This window comes from Bradyrhizobium sp. STM 3561, from assembly GCF_045571455.1.
Classification (GTDB): domain Bacteria; phylum Pseudomonadota; class Alphaproteobacteria; order Rhizobiales; family Xanthobacteraceae; genus Bradyrhizobium; species Bradyrhizobium vignae.
Window position 1 is genome coordinate 3257932 of record NZ_CP120695.1, and the last position, 16653, is coordinate 3274584.

Annotated in this window: 12 protein-coding genes; 8 read left to right on the forward strand and 4 right to left on the reverse strand. The window is 60.6% G+C overall.

Annotated features, from left to right (window positions below):
* Window positions 1–23: 23 nt before the first annotated feature.
* The 4 genes from P6U28_RS15285 to P6U28_RS15300 all read right to left on the reverse strand — a co-directional run bounded on the left by P6U28_RS15285 (window position 24) and on the right by P6U28_RS15300 (window position 8855).
* Window positions 24–3146, reverse strand: a complete 3123-nt coding sequence (locus P6U28_RS15285; protein ID WP_407122613.1) for an efflux RND transporter permease subunit — start codon at window positions 3144–3146, stop codon at window positions 24–26.
* A gap of 29 nt (window positions 3147–3175) precedes the next feature.
* Window positions 3176–6274, reverse strand: a complete 3099-nt coding sequence (locus P6U28_RS15290) for an efflux RND transporter permease subunit (RefSeq protein WP_407122614.1) — start codon at window positions 6272–6274, stop codon at window positions 3176–3178.
* Window positions 6271–7554, reverse strand: coding sequence for an efflux RND transporter periplasmic adaptor subunit (locus P6U28_RS15295; RefSeq protein WP_407122616.1), 1284 nt, complete (start codon window positions 7552–7554; stop codon window positions 6271–6273). The genes P6U28_RS15290 and P6U28_RS15295 overlap by 4 nt, the downstream gene beginning before the upstream one ends.
* 419 nt (window positions 7555–7973) lie before the next feature.
* Window positions 7974–8855 (reverse strand): hypothetical protein, encoded by an 882-nt coding sequence (locus P6U28_RS15300; RefSeq protein ID WP_407122617.1) that lies wholly within the window; start codon window positions 8853–8855, stop codon window positions 7974–7976.
* Window positions 8856–8967: 112 nt separating this feature from the next.
* Here P6U28_RS15300 and modA point away from each other — a divergent pair, with 112 nt between their 5' ends.
* The 8 genes from modA (at window position 8968) to tnpB (ending at window position 16644) form a co-directional block, all read left to right on the forward strand.
* Window positions 8968–9831: a molybdate ABC transporter substrate-binding protein gene (gene modA, locus P6U28_RS15305; RefSeq protein ID WP_407122619.1), complete on the forward strand. Its 864-nt coding sequence runs from the start codon at window positions 8968–8970 to the stop codon at window positions 9829–9831.
* A gap of 8 nt (window positions 9832–9839) precedes the next feature.
* Complete coding sequence (gene modB / locus P6U28_RS15310; RefSeq protein ID WP_407122620.1) at window positions 9840–10538, forward strand: molybdate ABC transporter permease subunit; 699 nt, start codon at window positions 9840–9842, stop codon at window positions 10536–10538.
* Window positions 10535–11668 carry a molybdenum ABC transporter ATP-binding protein gene (gene modC / locus P6U28_RS15315; RefSeq protein ID WP_407122621.1) on the forward strand — a complete coding sequence of 378 codons (1134 nt, stop codon included), beginning with the start codon at window positions 10535–10537 and terminating at the stop codon, window positions 11666–11668. Before modB ends, modC begins: the two co-directional genes overlap by 4 nt.
* 89 nt (window positions 11669–11757) lie before the next feature.
* Entirely contained in the window at window positions 11758–13695 is a 1938-nt protein-coding gene (locus P6U28_RS15320; RefSeq protein WP_407122622.1) for a WD40 repeat domain-containing protein, read from the forward strand.
* A 36-nt stretch (window positions 13696–13731) separates the two neighbouring features.
* Entirely contained in the window at window positions 13732–14544 is an 813-nt protein-coding gene (locus P6U28_RS15325; RefSeq protein WP_407122623.1) for a uridine kinase, read from the forward strand.
* 14 nt (window positions 14545–14558) lie between these two features.
* Window positions 14559–15404 (forward strand): hypothetical protein, encoded by an 846-nt coding sequence (locus tag P6U28_RS15330; protein WP_407122624.1) that lies wholly within the window; start codon window positions 14559–14561, stop codon window positions 15402–15404.
* A gap of 491 nt (window positions 15405–15895) precedes the next feature.
* On the forward strand, window positions 15896–16297 hold the full coding sequence (gene tnpA / locus P6U28_RS15335) for an IS66-like element accessory protein TnpA (RefSeq protein ID WP_407123075.1): 402 nt from the start codon (window positions 15896–15898) through the stop codon (window positions 16295–16297).
* A complete protein-coding gene (gene tnpB / locus P6U28_RS15340; protein ID WP_122401294.1) occupies window positions 16294–16644 on the forward strand; it encodes an IS66 family insertion sequence element accessory protein TnpB in 351 nt (116 codons plus the stop codon). Before tnpA ends, tnpB begins: the two co-directional genes overlap by 4 nt.
* Window positions 16645–16653: the final 9 nt, after the last annotated feature.

Sequence of the window (16653 nt, forward strand, 5' to 3'; positions counted from 1 at the left end):
TCTCATGTACGTCTCGTTACTCATCACTCGGCCGGGATGTCTTCCGCTGCACCCGCCTCGGTGTGGGGGCGGGACGTCCGGTGTTCAAAGCTACGCCTTTCGATATGGGGCCGCAGGCGGTCGAGTGCCAAGTACACAACGGGCGTCGTGAACAACGTCAGCACCTGGCTCACCAGTAGCCCACCAATAATTGAGATGCCGAGCGGCTGCCGAAGTCCGGAGCCGACTCCCAGCCCGACCGCCAGCGGCACCGCCCCAAGAATGGCCGCGATGGTCGTCATCAGGATGGGACGAAATCTCAGACTACACGCCTCGAAAATCGCCTGCTCCGGCGAACGGGCGTGTTCGCGCTCAGCCACGAGCGCATAATCGATCAACATGATCGCGTTCTTCTTGACGATGCCAATGAGCAGAATGATTCCGATCACGCCGATCAGATCGAGCGGACGCCCAACCGCCCAGAGCGCCAGGATGGCGCCGCTCCCGGCTGACGGGAGCGTCGACAGGATCGTCACGGGATGGATGGTGCTCTCGTAGAGAATACCGAGCATCACATACACGGCGAAAAGCGCCAAGGCGATCAGCACGGGCTGCGTGGCGAGCGAGTCTGTGAACGCTCGTGCATTGCCTTGAAAGCTGCCGTGGATATGGCTTGGCGGGGCGACTTCGCGCATCACGCGTTTGACGATCTCTGTACCTCGCTGGATCGGTAGGCCGGGCCGCATCGAGAACGTGAGCGTCACGGCCGGAGCTTGCCCTTGATGGGCGACGGCGCTCATTTGGACGCCGTGCTCGATTCGCACGACATTCCCCAGCGGGACCTGCTTACCGCCAGGCCCTGCGACATACAGCTTCGCTAACGAAGACGGGTCTTCCTGCAGCTCCGGTGTGGCCTCAAGGACGACGTGATAGGTATAATGGGGAGCATAGATTGAGGATACAAGACGCTGGCCGAAGGCATCATAGAGAGTCTGGTCGATGTCGTTCGGGGCCACCTGGAGCCGTGCAGCCGAGTCGCGGTCGATGACGAGCATCGTCTGCAACGCGCCTACCTCGAGATCGGTCGTTACGTCGCGAAGATCAGGGAAATCTTTCAGACGCTCCACAAGGCGCCCCGCCCATGTCTCCAATTCAGCCATATCCGGTCCCGTGATGGTGTACTGATATTGTGCCTTTGAGATCCGGCCGCCGACGCGCAACTCCTGCACGGGCACCATATAGAGTGCAACTCCCTGCACCTCGCGCGTCGCTCGGCGCAGGCGTGCGATCACCAGGTCCGTGTCGAGGCCGCGCTCGGCAAGTGGCTTCAAGGCGATAAAGATACGAGCCTGGTTCGAAGTGGTGCCTGATTGACCGGTGTAGCTCCCCACCCTCGCGACAGCCGGATCATTGAGAAGGACACTCATTAGGGCCTGTACCCTCCGCGTCATGGCCTGAAACGAAACGGTCATCGGTGCTTCAGCGATAGCGACAATGGCGCCCGTGTCTTGTTGGGGGAAAAATCCCTTTGGCACCTCGATCCAAAGAACAACGGTGGCGAGGATAGTTGCTCCCATGACGACGAGAGTGGCGTCGCGATGTCGTAGGACGACCCCGAGGGCTGTTTCGTATGCGGCGAGCAGCTTCTCAAAAACGAGCTCAAGCGGAGGTTTCCCCGCTCTATTGCGCGCCTGACCGAGGTAAGCGCCCATGACCGGAATCAATGTCAGGGAAACCACAGCGGAAACCGCAATGGCCAGCGCCAACGTGACGGCAAATTCGCGGAGCAGCCGCCCGATCATCCCCCCCATAAACAAGAGCGGGATCAAGGCGGCGATCAGGGACACACTGATCGAAATTACCGTGAAACTGATCTGGCGCGCAGCTTGGCGTGCCGCCTGCAGCGGCGACTCGCGGCCTCCCATCCGGCGGCTTATCGCCTCAATGACCACGATGGCATCGTCGACAATGAAGCCCGTCGCAACCGTGAGCGCCATCAGGGACAGATTGTCGATGCTGTAACCGAGCAGGTGCATCACGCTGAAGGTGCCGGCGATCGACAGCGGGATGGTAATTGCTGCGGCCAGGGTAGCCCAGAGCCGCCGCAAGAATAGGAATACCGTAGCCGCGATAAGCCCGAGGCTGATCAGGAGGCAGAGCTCTATTTCATGCACGCTGGCGCGGATTGTCTCCGTTCGATCGTTCATCACCGAGAGATCAACAGCCGGCGGGAGCCATGCGTGCAGCGTGGGAAGAAGAGCGCGGATGCGATCCACGGTCTCGATCACGTTGGCGTTGGCCTCCTTGAAGACGAAGACCAGCACGGCGGGCTGATTGTTGAACCACCCCGAGGTGCGGACGTTCTCGACACTGTCGACGACTGAAGCGACGGCATCGAGTCGGATCGGCGTGCCGTGGCGGGTGGCGACGATCACGGACCTGTATTCGTCGGCCCAGCGCATTTGGTCGTTGACGCGAATGACGTAAGAGCCGTCCGTTGCGTCGATACGTCCCTTGGGTCCCGTTGCGTTGATGGCATTCAAGGCGGCCCGTACATCCTCAAGACCGAGTCCCATCGAGGCAATCGCAGCCGGGTTGACCTGCACGCGCACCGCAGGCTTCTCGGAGCCGTTAACCGTGACTTGACCGACGCCCTCTACCTGCGAGAGCTGTTGCGCCAGAATCGTTTCTGCCGCCTCGTAGACCACGCCAGACGGAACCGAGCTGGATGTCAGTGCCAAGATCAGGACCGGCGCTGCCGATGGATTATTCTTGCGCCAGGTTGGTGGGTGCGACATGCCCGCGGGAAGATCGGGTGCTGCCGAGTTGATGGCGGCTTGCACGTCTCGAGCCGCCGCGTTGATCGGGCGACTAAGCTCGAACTGGGCGACGACAGTGGTGATGCCGAGAAGACTCGTGCTGGTGAGCTCAGTAATACCTGCGATCTGTCCGATCCGCCGCTCCAGCGGCGCGGCGACGGCGGTGGCTATCGTTTGCGGCTCGGCCCCCGGAAGCTCCGCCGTTACCATGATGGTCGGATAGTCCACCTGCGGCAGTGATGCCACAGGCAGAAATCGAGACGCCAGTGCACCGCTCAGCAGCAGTGCCAGCATCAGCAGGCTGACGCCGACAGGTCGCCGCAGGCACGTTTCCAGATAGCCCACCATCAACTCCGATCGGTTTGGCTCGTGCTACCTCATTCCGCAGCCCCCAGACTCATTCGCAAGCGATGGCGAAGCAGCGCCCGGACTTGATCGAGCGCAACGTAGATGACCGGAGTCGTGTAGAGGGTCAGGAATTGGCTGAGCAACAAACCACCGATGATCGCAATGCCGAGTGGGCGGCGCAGCTCTGATCCTGGACCGGTTCCGATCGCGAGAGGAATGGATCCAAGAAGGGCCGCCATCGTCGTCATCATGATCGGACGGAAGCGCTTGAGCGAGGCCTCGAAGATCGCCTGCTCCGGGCGCAGCCCACGCGTTCGCTCCGCATCCAAAGCGAAATCGATCATGATGATCGCGTTTTTCTTAACGATCCCGATGAGGAGGATGATAGCGATCACCGCGATCAGCGACAGGTCGTTTCCCGTGATCATGAGCGCAATCAAGGCGCCGATTCCCGCGGAAGGTAAGGTCGACAGGATCGTAATCGGGTGGATGGTGCTTTCGTAGAGCACGCCGAGGACAATGTAGACGGCGAATACAGAAGCGAGGATGAGCCAAACCTCGCTTACGAGCGACGCCCGGAACTCGGCGGCCTCACCGGTGAACGAGCCGATGACGGAATTGGGCATGCCAATCACCGCCTCGGCTTCACGCAAAGTCTGCACTGCCCGTCCGAGTGAGACACCCGGCGCCGGATCGAAGGAGAGCGTGACGGATGAAAAAAGGCCCTGATGTGTAATCGCAAGTGGGGCGTTACCAAGACTCACCGTGGCGAAGCTTTCGAGTGGAACTTGCGCGCCCTGGCTCGATGGCACGTAAAGGCGTCCCAGGTCGGCCGGGTCGAGCTGGAAGTCCGGCGCCACCTCTAATACGACATGATACTGGTTCTGCTGCGTATAGATCGTCGAGACCTGACGCTGGCCAAAGGCATCGTAAAGCGTATCGTCTATCGTCTGCGGAAGCACTCCAAGGCGTCCAGCCTTGTCGCGATCAATGACTACGTCGGCGGCGAGGCCGCCCGTCTGCTGGTCGCTCGCGACGTTGTGAAGCAAGGGAGTCGAGCGAAGTTTTTCAAGCAGCCGCCCTGCCCACTCGGTCAATTCCACGGGGTTCGCGTCGACCATGATGTATTGGTACTGCGTCCGACTGGTGCGCGTGCCAATCTGAATTTCGGGTGCGGGCTGGAGGTAGACCGAAAGGCCTTGCACCTCGACCATGGCGGTACGGAGCCGCGCTGCGATTTCAGCGGCCGTGTCGGTCCGCTGGTCGCGGCGCTTGAGCACGATGGTCATACGCCCGCTGTTCGACGTCGAGTTAACAAGTCCGACGCCCACGAATGAATCGACGCCGCCGACGTCTCGATCGCGACGGGCGATCTCAGCAGCCCTCGCTTGCAGCCGCACCATCTTCTGAAATGAAATTCCGGGCTCCGCATCGGTCGTGGCAACGATGACGCCTGTGTCCTGGACAGGCAAAAAGCCCTTAGGGACCAGCACGTACAGCACGACGGTTGCGACCAAGGTCGCCAATGCGACCGCGAGAGTGGTCGCTTTTTGCCGCATCACCCACGCGAGGCTCCGTTCGTAGAGGACCAGACTCGTCGCGAATGCCCGCTCCGAGGCGCGCAAAAATGCGTTGCTGCGCTGCTCCTGCTCTCGACGCAGGAGGTGACCGCACATCATTGGGGTCAGCGTCAGCGACACGACGGCCGACACAACGATGGTCACCGACAGCGTCAGCGAAAATTCCCGAAACAGCCGGCCGACGATTCCCTGCATAAAGAGGAGCGGGATGAACACCGCAATGATCGAGACCGTCAGGGACATGATGGTGAACCCAATCTGACGTGCGCCCTCATAGGCGGCTTCCAGCGGCGCCTCTCCAGCCTCGATATGGCGCACGATGTTCTCAATCATGACGATCGCGTCATCAACCAGGAAACCGGTCGCGACGGTGAGCGCCATGAGGGAGAGGTTGTCGAGGTTGAACCCCGCCAAGTACATGACGCCGAACGTGCCGATGATCGAAAGCGGGATGGCGACGCTCGGGATGACCGTCGCCCAGAAGCGGCGCAGAAACAAGAAAATCGCGAGCACGACCAACCCGACCGTGAGCATCAGCGTGAATCCGACATCAGCAATGCTGGCCCGGATGGTCTCCGTGCGATCGCTCAGGATCGTCAACCGAACCTCTTGCGGCAGGGCCGCTTGCAGCCGCGGTAGAAGTTCGTGAATCCGGTCAACCGTTTGGATGGTGTTGCTTCCAGGCTGGCGCTGAATGTCAAGGATGACGGCTGGTCGACCCTTGAACCAAGCACCGACTTTCGCGTTCTCGGCCCCGTAAACCGCGCTACCAACGTCGCCGACGCGCACAGGAGCTCCGTTTCGGTACGCAAGGATCACGTTTGTATAGGCCTCAGGTGCCAGGACTTGGTCATTAGCCCCTATCATGAATGATTGGTGGGGGCCGTCGAAGCTGCCCTTGGGCTGATCGACATTCGTGCGGCCCAAGACTGTGCGGACCTGTTCTAGGCTTAGACCATATCCCGCGAGCTGGGCCGGGTTGACTTGGATCCGTACCGCAGGTTTCTGCCCGCCCTGGATCATCACCGCCCCGACACCGGTCACCTCGCTCAGCTTCTGCGCCAGCACCGTATCGGCAAGATCCTGGACCTTCGTGATCGGTTGCGTGTCGGACGTAAGGGCCAGAATGAGGATCGGCTGGTCCGCCGGATTCACCTTTTTGTACACCGGCGGGTATGGAAGGCCGGTTGGCAGCGAAGCTGCTGCGGCGTTGATCGCCGCCTGTACATCCTGCCCGATCGAGTCAATGTCCCGGTCAAGGACGAATTGCATAGTGATCACGCTGATCCCAAACGAACTTGTCGACGTCATCAGCGACAGACCTGCGATCTGTCCCAACTGCTGCTCGAGCGGCGTCGTGACCAGCGATGCAGTTGTGTCCGGGCCCGCCCCGGGAAGCTGTGTCGAGACTTGGACCGTAGGAAAGTCGATCTCGGGCAACGAGGAGATCGGAAGCAATCGAAATCCAAGCGCCCCGGCAACAAGGATCGCGACACTTATCAGTGAGGTCGCGACCGGACGGGCGATGAAGGGCGCGGACACGCTCATGGCGGCCGCCGATGCTGCCCATTCGGCGCTACTTCTGACGGACGCGTTGGCGACGTGACCTGTGGGACAGAGGTGCCGCCTTGGGCGTCAGCCGTCGCCTCAGTCGGAAGCACACTCGCGCCTGGCCGCAGCTGTTCCTGGCTGGTGATAACGACCTTCTGGCCGGGATCGAGGCCGGATTCGACAAGTGCCGCATTGCCATCGATCTGGCCTACTCGGATCGGCCGCATCTCGACCCGGTTTTCGGGATCGACCACATAAACAAACGTGCCGCTTGAATTACGCTGGACGGCCGCTGTCGGCACGACGGTGCCCTCCTTGACAGTATCGAGCCTTACACGAACGTTGACGAACTGCCCCGGCCAAAGTTTGCGCTGGGTATTGGCAAATGTGGCCTTGAGCCTGATCGTGCCGGTCTGAGGATCGATGCGATTATCGAGAACCGCAAGGACCCCCTCTTCCCACAATTTCTTCCCGTCTGCGTCAAGCGCCGCCACCGCGATTTTCCCTTTGGCGAGCGCACGATTCACTGTCTCGAGATGCTGTTGGGGGAGAGAAAAGGCAACAGAGATCGGCTCCAATTGCGTGATAATGACGATTCCACTCGACTCCCGCGCGCGAACGAAATTCCCCGCATCAACGAGCCGCACTCCTGTGCGCCCGGAAATCGGCGCCCGGATGCTGGTGTATTCGAGCTCCAACGCGGCGGCGTCGATGTTCGCCTGATCCGTCTGCAGGGCCGCTTCCAGCTGTCGGACCAGCGTCCGCTGGGTGTCTACAGTCTGCTGCGTCGCAAACTGGCCTAACTTCACGGCGCGATCGAGATCGAGCTTCGCGTTGGCCAGTTGAGCCTCGTCCTTCGCCTTTATGCCTTGGACTTGGCTAAGCTTGGCCTCGTAGGGACGGGGGTCGATCTGGGCCAGCAAATCGCCGGCCTTTACCTCCTGACCTTCGGTGAATTCAACTTTCTGGAGGAGACCGTCGACCCTCGCTCTCACGGTAACAGTATTGAAAGCTTCAACGGTGCCAATGCCGTCAACATTTACCGGCACATCCTGACGGACCACTGGAGCCGTGACGACGTCGACCGGCCCACTAAGGCGACGCCTGCCGCGGCCGCCACCGCCTCCTCCGCCGCCACCTCCACCGCCGCCACGATAGGCACTTGCGACATCCGCATCGTCGCGAGCACGGGTAGCCCCGGCCTGGTCATATGCGTACCACGCGACCGCGGCGACCATGATCAAAAGAACGCCCCCGGCACGGATTGCGTTCAACATGGAGGATCATCCACTTCCGCATAATGTAGGCCTGCTTGGGGGAATTGGCAAAAAAATCGCGATAGGAGCCTGAAGAACCTCCCAAGCGTTATCCCTAGTGATTTTTGAAAGGTTCCGTTTCCATCGAGGAGGTCTCTTATGCGTCGAGCACCCATCATCCTCGCCTCAGGCGTCTTCTTTCTCTGGCTCTGCTTCGGCGGTACCGCGACCGCGTTCAGCCCAGCTCAGCTTGCGCAGCCAGAGGGCTTGCTCACCCAGGCGCAGTACGATCCCGGTTGGCGATGGCGCTACCCTGGCTGGCGTTGGCGGCACGCCTACGCTCGTTCTTACGTTCATCCCGGGTGGCAGCGTTATCCCGGATGGCGATGGCGTCATCCCGGTTGGCGTTGGGGCTATTGACCTAGGGAGGCAGCAGGAACTCATCTGCGGTCTTGCGGCTGAAGCGTTTTGTCCGCCTGCGTTTCTTGGCGAACGGACGGGGTGACGGCCATGTAGAAGGTGCCAGCCACCATTATTGACGCGACCATGCTGGCAAGCGCCTTTTTGGCGGCTGTCGCGTCCGGTGCAAGTGGCAGAAGGGCCGACCAGAGCAGGAGTGACACCGCATAGGCAACGCCAGCAAAAGCAGCGTGTCTCGCAAAAAACTGAAGGCTGGGTTCAAGACCTTCAGTTGAAAATAAAGCGAACGCCGCATAGAGCAGGACGCAGGTGGTCAGCAGCGATAGAGCCTGCAGCGCAAAGCGCCGAACGAAGCTGGTACCTGCTACCCCGAACATCGTCAGGGAGAACCAATGGAACTCTTCGGCCAGAATGACGAAGAGTACGGCCGCCCCACCAATGCGGACCGGGTCCGGTGTTTGGCGAATAGAGGTTTGAATGGCGGCCACCAGGGCTGATCCTGCGGCCCAAGCCATGAAAGCGATAAGCAACAGCGTCGCCGCGATTGCCCAGCCCAGCGAAGAGCCCTTCGCTGGCTTTGCCGCGTTTCCTGGTCCAAAGCCTGCCCCCTGAATTGAAGGACCACTCTCCGCTTTCGGACCGGTGCTTCGGAATCGAGCTTCACTCACTTCGTTGACCTGCTTCGCTTCGTCAAAAATGTCCAAGTCCGACACTGGCCGCCAGCACTGCTTTTCACGGTCCAGGAATAACGACCGCGGTTCGACGGCGCCGGATCGTATGGCCACGATCCAGTCTGACAAATCTGACATGTTCCGCTCGACACCGTCCGCGCCGATCACTCGATAGGCGGTGTTCGCCGGTAGCTCGGGATGGGCACCTGAGCTCATCGAAGCCTGGCCCATTTGTTGTTTCCCCGAATCAATTCGGGAACCTCTTGCGTCTGCAACGTTTGGCTTAGGCAAAAGTTACTCAGGAACGCTGTCGCAACACGAGAACACTCCGGCTGGAGGGTCCGTGCCTAACACCCATGTCAGAATGCCTGAACATGCACGGCAGCAAGCCGTCTCGCCGGCGTCCAAACGTTCGGGCAAGAGGATCCAAAGCGCCTTTTCACTTTTGCTTTGCGCGACCCTGCTCGCCCTTATCTATACGAGCAGTGCGCGACCGGCTCAGGCCCAGCATGCGGATGTGCTCGTCTTCGCCGCGGCCAGCCTGAAAACCGCCCTCGATGAGATCAACGCTCAATGGCACGAGCGTACGGGCAAACAAGCCGCAATCTCCTACGCTGCGAGCTCGTCGCTCGCCAAGCAGATCGAGCTGGGCGCGCCAGCCGATGTCTTCATCTCCGCAGACGAGGATTGGATGAACTACCTCGCCGAACGCAAGCTGCTCAAGCCGGAAACGCGTTCGGATCTCGTCGGCAACCGCCTCGTGCTTATCTCGTCAAAGGGCGCCGATCTCCATGTCAATATCGCGCCCGGGTTTCCCTTATTGTCGCTTCTCGGACAGGGACGCCTCGCAATGGCCAACACGGACGCGGTCCCAGCCGGAAGATACGGCCGGGCGGCGCTACAGGCGCTCGGCGTCTGGGAGTCGGTCAAGGGCCGCATCGCCCAAGCCGAAAACGTCCGCGCCGCGCTGCTGATGGTCTCTCGGGGCGAAGCCCCGCTCGGCATCGTCTATGAATCCGATGCAGCATCGGACCCAAACGTATCGCGCTTGGGAACCTTCCCGGAGAACACGCACCCGCGCATCGCCTATCCAATTGCGGTTACAGCGAGTTCAAAGAAACCGGCCGCCGGGGCCTTCGTCGATATGCTCAAGACGCCGGAGGCGCGCATTGTATTTGAGAAGCAAGGATTCACGTCTCCCAACTGAGGCCAGCCATGTTCACGCTAACGCCCGAGGAGCAAGCCGCCGTCGAACTAAGCATACGGGTTTCTATTTGGGCGACGGTGACGAGCCTGCCGCCAGGACTTGTCGTAGCAATGCTGCTGTCTCGGGGAAACTTCTGGGGCAAGTCGATCTTGAACGGAATTGTGTTTCTGCCCCTTGTCCTTCCTCCCGTGGTCACAGGCTACATCCTGCTTCTCTTGTTTGGGCGACGAGGACCGCTCGGTGCCTTCCTCGCGGACCACCTCGGAATAGTGTTTGCTTTCCGGTGGACCGGCGCAGCGCTTGCTTGCGCGGTCATGGGGTTCCCACTGCTGGTACGCGCGTTGCAGCTGTCCATCGACGCGATTGATCGCGGGCTTGAGGACGCGGCCGGAACGCTCGGCGCCAATCCCGTCTGGGTCTTCGTGACTGTGACCTTGCCGCTCATTTTGCCAGGTATCATCGCTGGCACAATTCTTTCATTCGCACGCGCCATGGGAGAATTCGGCGCGACGATCACCTTCGTTTCAAATATCCCGGGCGAAACCCAGACGCTACCTTCGGCCATCTACACGTTCACACAGGTCCCGGGTGGCGACATTGCCGCATTCCGCCTCACAGTGATTGCGATTGTGGTATCGATGTCCGCTTTGCTCATCTCAGATGCAATCGGCTACTTCGTCGGGCGGCGCATCGGAGTGGAGGGATGATCCAAGTCGACGTTCAGCACCGTCTCGGCTCGTTCGAGCTCAAGGCCCAATTCACGAGTGAGGGGCGGGTTACGGCACTCTTTGGTCAGTCCGGATCCGGCAAGACATCGCTGGTAAACATCATTGGTGGCCTCATCCGACCTGACCGCGCCTTCATCTCGTTGGACGGCGACGTCATCGTCGACACCAAGAACAAGGCGTTTGTGCCAAAGCATCGCCGCCGGATCGGCTATGTTTTCCAAGAGGGGCGGCTGTTCCCACACCTTACCGTGCGCCAGAACCTCCTATATGGCTGGTGGTTCACGCCCGCAGCCAAACGGGTGGACAAGCTTACGCCAATCGTGGAGCTGCTCGGGATCGGCCATTTACTCGATCGTCGTCCTGGCTCGCTTTCCGGCGGCGAGAAACAGCGGGTGGCGATAGGGCGGGCGTTGCTGGCCACACCGCGGCTCCTGCTGATGGACGAGCCGCTCGCTTCACTCGATGAAGCGCGCAAGGCCGAGATTCTTCCCTACCTGGAGCGACTCTACGACGAGACCAAAGTCCCCATTATCTATGTCAGCCATTCGGTGCCGGAAGTTGCGCGTCTGGCGAGTACCATGGTGGTGATGGCGGATGGTCTCGTCTTAGCGAGCGGACCGACCTCGGATATCATGGCGCGCCTGGATCTCGTCTCGTTCACCAACCTTGTGGAGGCGGGAGCTGTCCTCGAAGCAGAGATCCTCGAGCATGACGCGCAATTTGACCTCACCCAATTGGGCCTCGGCGGCGGCCGGCTCTGGGTTCCGCGACTCAACGAACGCACTCCCGGCACCAAGATCCGGGTTCATATCCGCGCTCGCGACGTAATGATCAGCACGCGCCGCCCTGAAGGACTGAGCGCGCTGAACGTATTGCGAGGGGTGGTTGCGGAGCTCGGTCCACAGCGCGGGCCCATCCGGGATCTGCGTCTTGATTGTGGTGGGCAGGCGATCCTCGCCCGCCTGACGCAGCGGTCGGTCGAAACGCTTGCTCTTGCACAGGGTACGCCGGTTTATGCGGTGATCAAGACTGTGGGGTTCGATAGGCAGACGCTGGGGGCCGCGTTTCCGCGGGCCAATGGTGCCGACACGACAGCCATTCCAATTTGAGGGCCGGAACCACTAACCTTCAGGGGGGTTGTTGCGTTCAGCGGAATTGGGATTGCCGGCTGAACGAGCCAACATGGGAGGATGGCCCAATGCCGTGGTGCTTTCAGAAGGCCGCGGCGCTCGTGCTGGTCTTCGTGACGATAGCCCTTGCAGCCGTACCAGCCATTGCACAGGTCCGCGCCACACTGAAAGGCCACGCTCTCGCGCTTGCGTCCATCGACTATTCGCCTGATGGGCGATATGTCGCGACGGGCAGCTACGACAAGACGGCGAAGATTTGGGATGCAAAGACGGGCGCCGAGGTCGCCACGCTCAGCGGGCACGAGGCGATAGTCGAGGCAGTCCGTTTTTCACCCGACGGCAAAATTCTGGCGACAGGCAGTTACGACAGCACGGTAAAGCTTTGGGACTGGGCTTCCGGGCGCGAACTGGCCACGTTCAGGGGCCACACAAACATGATCCGGTCCCTTGCGTTCGCACCCGATGGGAAAACCGTTGCTTCCGGGAGCCACGATAACCTGATCAAACTGTGGAACGTGGCCACCGGAGAGGCGCGGGCTACGCTTCGGCACAATGGCGCGGTCCGCTCATTAGCATTCAGCCATGACAGCAAGATTCTTGCTTCGGGCAGCAACGACTACACCGCCAAGCTGTGGGATGTCGCCACCGGGCAGGAGCTCGCAACGCTCGAAGGCCACGAGCATGGTGTCCGCGGCATTGCCTTCTCGCCTGATGACAAGACGCTTGTCACCGGCAGCATGGACACGACCGTGCGGCTTTGGGACGTCGCGCTGCGCAAACAGAAGGCGGTACTTGAGGGCTCGACAAGCGAGGTTCTGTGCGTCGCGTTTTCACCAGACGGGAAGCTGGTGGCTGCCGGAAGCGTAGACAACTCCCTGCGAATCTGGGACGCCGCAACTGGCGAGGACCTGGTTGTACGATGGAGCGGGGTCGGAGACCGTGTCCGCGGCGTGGCTTTCTCGCCGGATGGCAAGAGGCTCGCAACGGCGGCCATGGATCATCTCGCAAACATTTGGGATGTCGATCAATTGTTGAGATCAGGCATCGAACCCGCCCCCGAGGAGATCGGGCCAACGGGAGAGGAACGGGCATCGCTGAAAGGACACAAGTCGTTCGTGACCGCAGTGGCTTTCACGCCCGACCATCGGATCCTTGCGTCCGCAAGCCACGACAAGACCGTCAAACTGTGGGATGTCGCGACGGGAAGCGAGCTCCGGACCCTTAGAGGCCACAGCGGCGCAGTTGTCACGCTTGCGATCTCGCCTGACGGCAAGATTCTCATGTCCGGATCCTACGACCGGACAGCCAAGCTATGGGAGCTGCCGTCTGGAAAGGAGGTCGCCACGCTCACCGGTCACACGAATATCATCCGCGCTGTGGCTTACGCGCCGGACGGAAAGACCGCGGTCTCCGGAGGGTACGACGAAACCGTCAAGCTCTGGGATGTCAGCAGCCATCGAGAGATCGCCACCCTCACCGGCCACACCGGCGGCGTGAAGGCGTTGGCATACTCCCCGGACAGCCGGATGGTCGCGTCAGGCAGCATCGACGGTACCATAAAGCTTTGGGACGTCTCCTCGGCAAAGGAGCTGGCCACTATCGACGTGCATACTGGGCCGGTCCATTCAGTAACGTTCTCTCCGGATGGCAAGCTACTGGCCTCCGCGGGTGCTAGTCGGGACGTACAGGTTTTCGAAGTAGAGACCCGCAAAGAGTTGGAGCCATTCAAAGGCCACACGGCCTGGGTCCGCTTCTGCGCGTTCTCGCCGGACGGGAGAATGCTCGCATCCGCGGGCCTCGATAACACGGTGCGCCTCTGGGATGTCGCGACCCGCAGGCAAACGGCGGGGCTCAAGGGACATCTTAGGCGCATCCACTTTGTCACGTTCTCGCATGACGGATCGACCGTGGCCACCGCCGCCATGGACGGTACCGTCAAACTCTGGGACACGCCGAGAAAGGAGCCGCCACTCGACGGATCCCGCCTGGCAGCACCAGGACGGTGATCACGAAAAGGCGGCATCGCGACTGGAGACGCCAACATGGAAAACGAATCTTTGGATCGACTGACCTCTGCTCTTGTGGGTGGCAGCGCCACGGACGAAGCGGAGATGGCGCGGCTCGATCGGCAGCCGGTGATCCAGATTTTGCCGGACGCAAACGTCATTAAGATTGGCGGACAAAGCTTCATCGATCGTGGTCGTGAGGCCGTATTTCCGCTGATAGACGAAATCGTCGAAAATCTTCCCAAGCACAAGATGATCATCGGCACTGGAGCCGGCACCCGGGCCCGCCACGCCTACAGCGTTGGGCTCGACCTGGGCATGCCGACCGGAGTGCTGAGCGTGCTCGGGTTCTTCGTGAGTATCCAGAACGCAAAGATGATCCACTATCTCCTCGCGAAACATGGAATTCCATCCATCGAGCCGGCTCAGTTCGCCCAGATGCCACTCTACCTCGCCGAGCGCCAGGCTTGCGTTTGCGTCGGTATGCCCCCGTATGCCTATTGGCAGCCTAACCCGGAGATCGGTCGCATTCCACCGCACCGGACAGACACCGGGTGTTACCTCATCAGCGAGACCCTGGGCACCCGCTCCATGATCTACGTCAAGGACGAAGAAGGCCTCTATACAGCAGACCCAAAAAAAGATCCGAAGGCCAAGTTCATTCCGAGGATTACAGTCGACGAACTCATTGAGCTTGATCTGGCCGACGTGGTCCTGGAGCGGCCCGTGTTCCAACTCATGAAGAATGCCAAAAACCGCCGCTCGGTTCAGGTCATCAACGGGCTGAAGCCTGGCAATCTGACTCGCGCGCTGAACGGCGAGCCTGTTGGAACAGTAATCACCGCTTGAAGCGAGGCAGGACCATGTCTGAACAAATCCATGAAGCCCGAGAACTACCGCTCGACAAGCGCCGTCACGTCCAATCAATGCTCATGCGTGAGAGCCTGCTCGACAAACAGGTTATGTCGTCGACCGAAACCCCGGTCGTGCCGATGCTGCCATTCTGCCACGTCATCAAGATTGGCGGACGCTCCATCATCGACCAAGGGAAGAAAGCCGTCTACCCGCTAGTCGACGCTCTTGCCAAAATACTCGAAAACTTCAAACTGGTGATCGGCACCGGTGGCGGCGTGCGCAGCCGCCATGTGACGTCGATCGGCATGGATCTCGGCCTGCCGACTGGCGTGCTGGCTCAGCTTCGGATCATCGACGCGCTCGGAAATGCGCACCTGCTTGGCACATTGCTGGCGCCATACGGCGTCGTCGCCATTCCACCCGAAATTCTCGGGCATATGCTGCCCTTTTTCATCAGATCGGCGCCAGGCGTGATCTGCAATGGAGATCCCCCGTTCTCAATATGGGAGCAGACACCCCGCTTCGGGCGCATCCCGCCGCATCGGACCGACGCCGGCACTTTCCTGTTAGCCGAATGCTACGGCTGCGCAACCCACACCCTGGTCAAGGACGTGGACGGGCTTTACAACGCCGATCCAAAGCTCAACTCAGATGCCAAGTTGATCAGCGAGATCACGGTCTCTGAACTCAGAGCGCTCAACCTGCCGACGCTGCCCTTTGACCGCGTCCTGATCGATCTCCTCGCCAACGCTCGCCAACTCAAGAAATTCCAGATCATCAACGGGCTCAAGCCCGCGCTGCTAGAGCGAGCGCTGCTCGGTGAACATGTAGGGACACTCGTCCGCAAGGACTGATCAAGCCCAGTGTCCGCAAGCAGAAGCGGCCACCCTCGCGCAAAGCTCCGAATCGGGCTCGAGCAAAAATGAGCCTCACCAAGTTAGTTGCCGGGCATCTGGCAGTGAGACGATAGAAGGCGGGCGTTCCAGATGGCAGCTTCGAGACCAGCGCCGTAGGCAGGCTAATTTAAGGCCCAGAAAGCCAACGGAATGGGCTGTCGATCAATCGTGACCGATGCCCGAGCGCTTGCGAGCAAGCGTCGCACCTTCTCCATTGCGAACCCCTTCATTTTTGTTTTTCACAACCACTCCGTGATTCGCCCAAGTCAAAGCTTCGCAGATCGAAATGAAGAGTCCGGTGTTTGACCGGTTTGATGGTGAGCGTCATCCAGGGACCACGCACTGAGGGCTGATCTGGTCGGCTAAGAATATCTCGCGGAATGGTTTGTCGCGGGGTCGCAATGTCCAAGGATAGTCGTAAGGATAGCGATACGGATAGGCATACGTCTATCCTTGAAGACGGCGCCGACACGCTGCAGCGCATCGAGATCATCACGGGGACGGGCCGGCGTCGGCGCTGGTCGACCGACGCGAAGGCGGCGATTGTTGCGGAGAGTTTTGCGCCGGGGACGAGCGTGTCCGCGGTGGCGCGGCGGCACGATATCAGTCCAAGCCTGTTGTTTCTCTGGCGTCGCCAGGCAACGCAGGCGCAAGTCGCGGAGCGCGGGGACAGAGGCATGCTACCTGGCTTTGTGCCGGCCGCGATCATCGGCTGCGGGAGCAAATTGCCGAGTGGGGAGCAGGCGGCGATCGAGATCGAGGTCGGCGCGGTTCGGATCCGTGTCAGGGGGACAATCGACCGGCGGGCACTGTGCGAGGTGCTGGCGGCAGTCGGGGCGATTGGTCGATGATCGGGCTTCGATCTGGGTTGTCGATCTGGATTGCGACGCAGCCGGTCGATTTCCGCCGCGGCATGGACTCATTGGCGATGCTGGTGAGCGAGGCCTTTGGAGCCGATCCGTTCGACGGCGGACTTTATGTCTTCCGCTCCAAGCGCCGAGATCGCGTGAAGATCCTGACCTGGGATGGGAGCGGCCTTGTCCTTTACTACAAAAGAATCGAGGGACAGTTCACCTGGCCGCCGATCAAGGGAGGCGTCATGCCGCTATCTCATGCTCAGCTCTCGGTGCTGCTCGATGGCTCGGACTGGAAGCGTCTGCCGATGCGAGTTGTGGATCAGCCACTACGAGCTGGTTGATCCTTATTA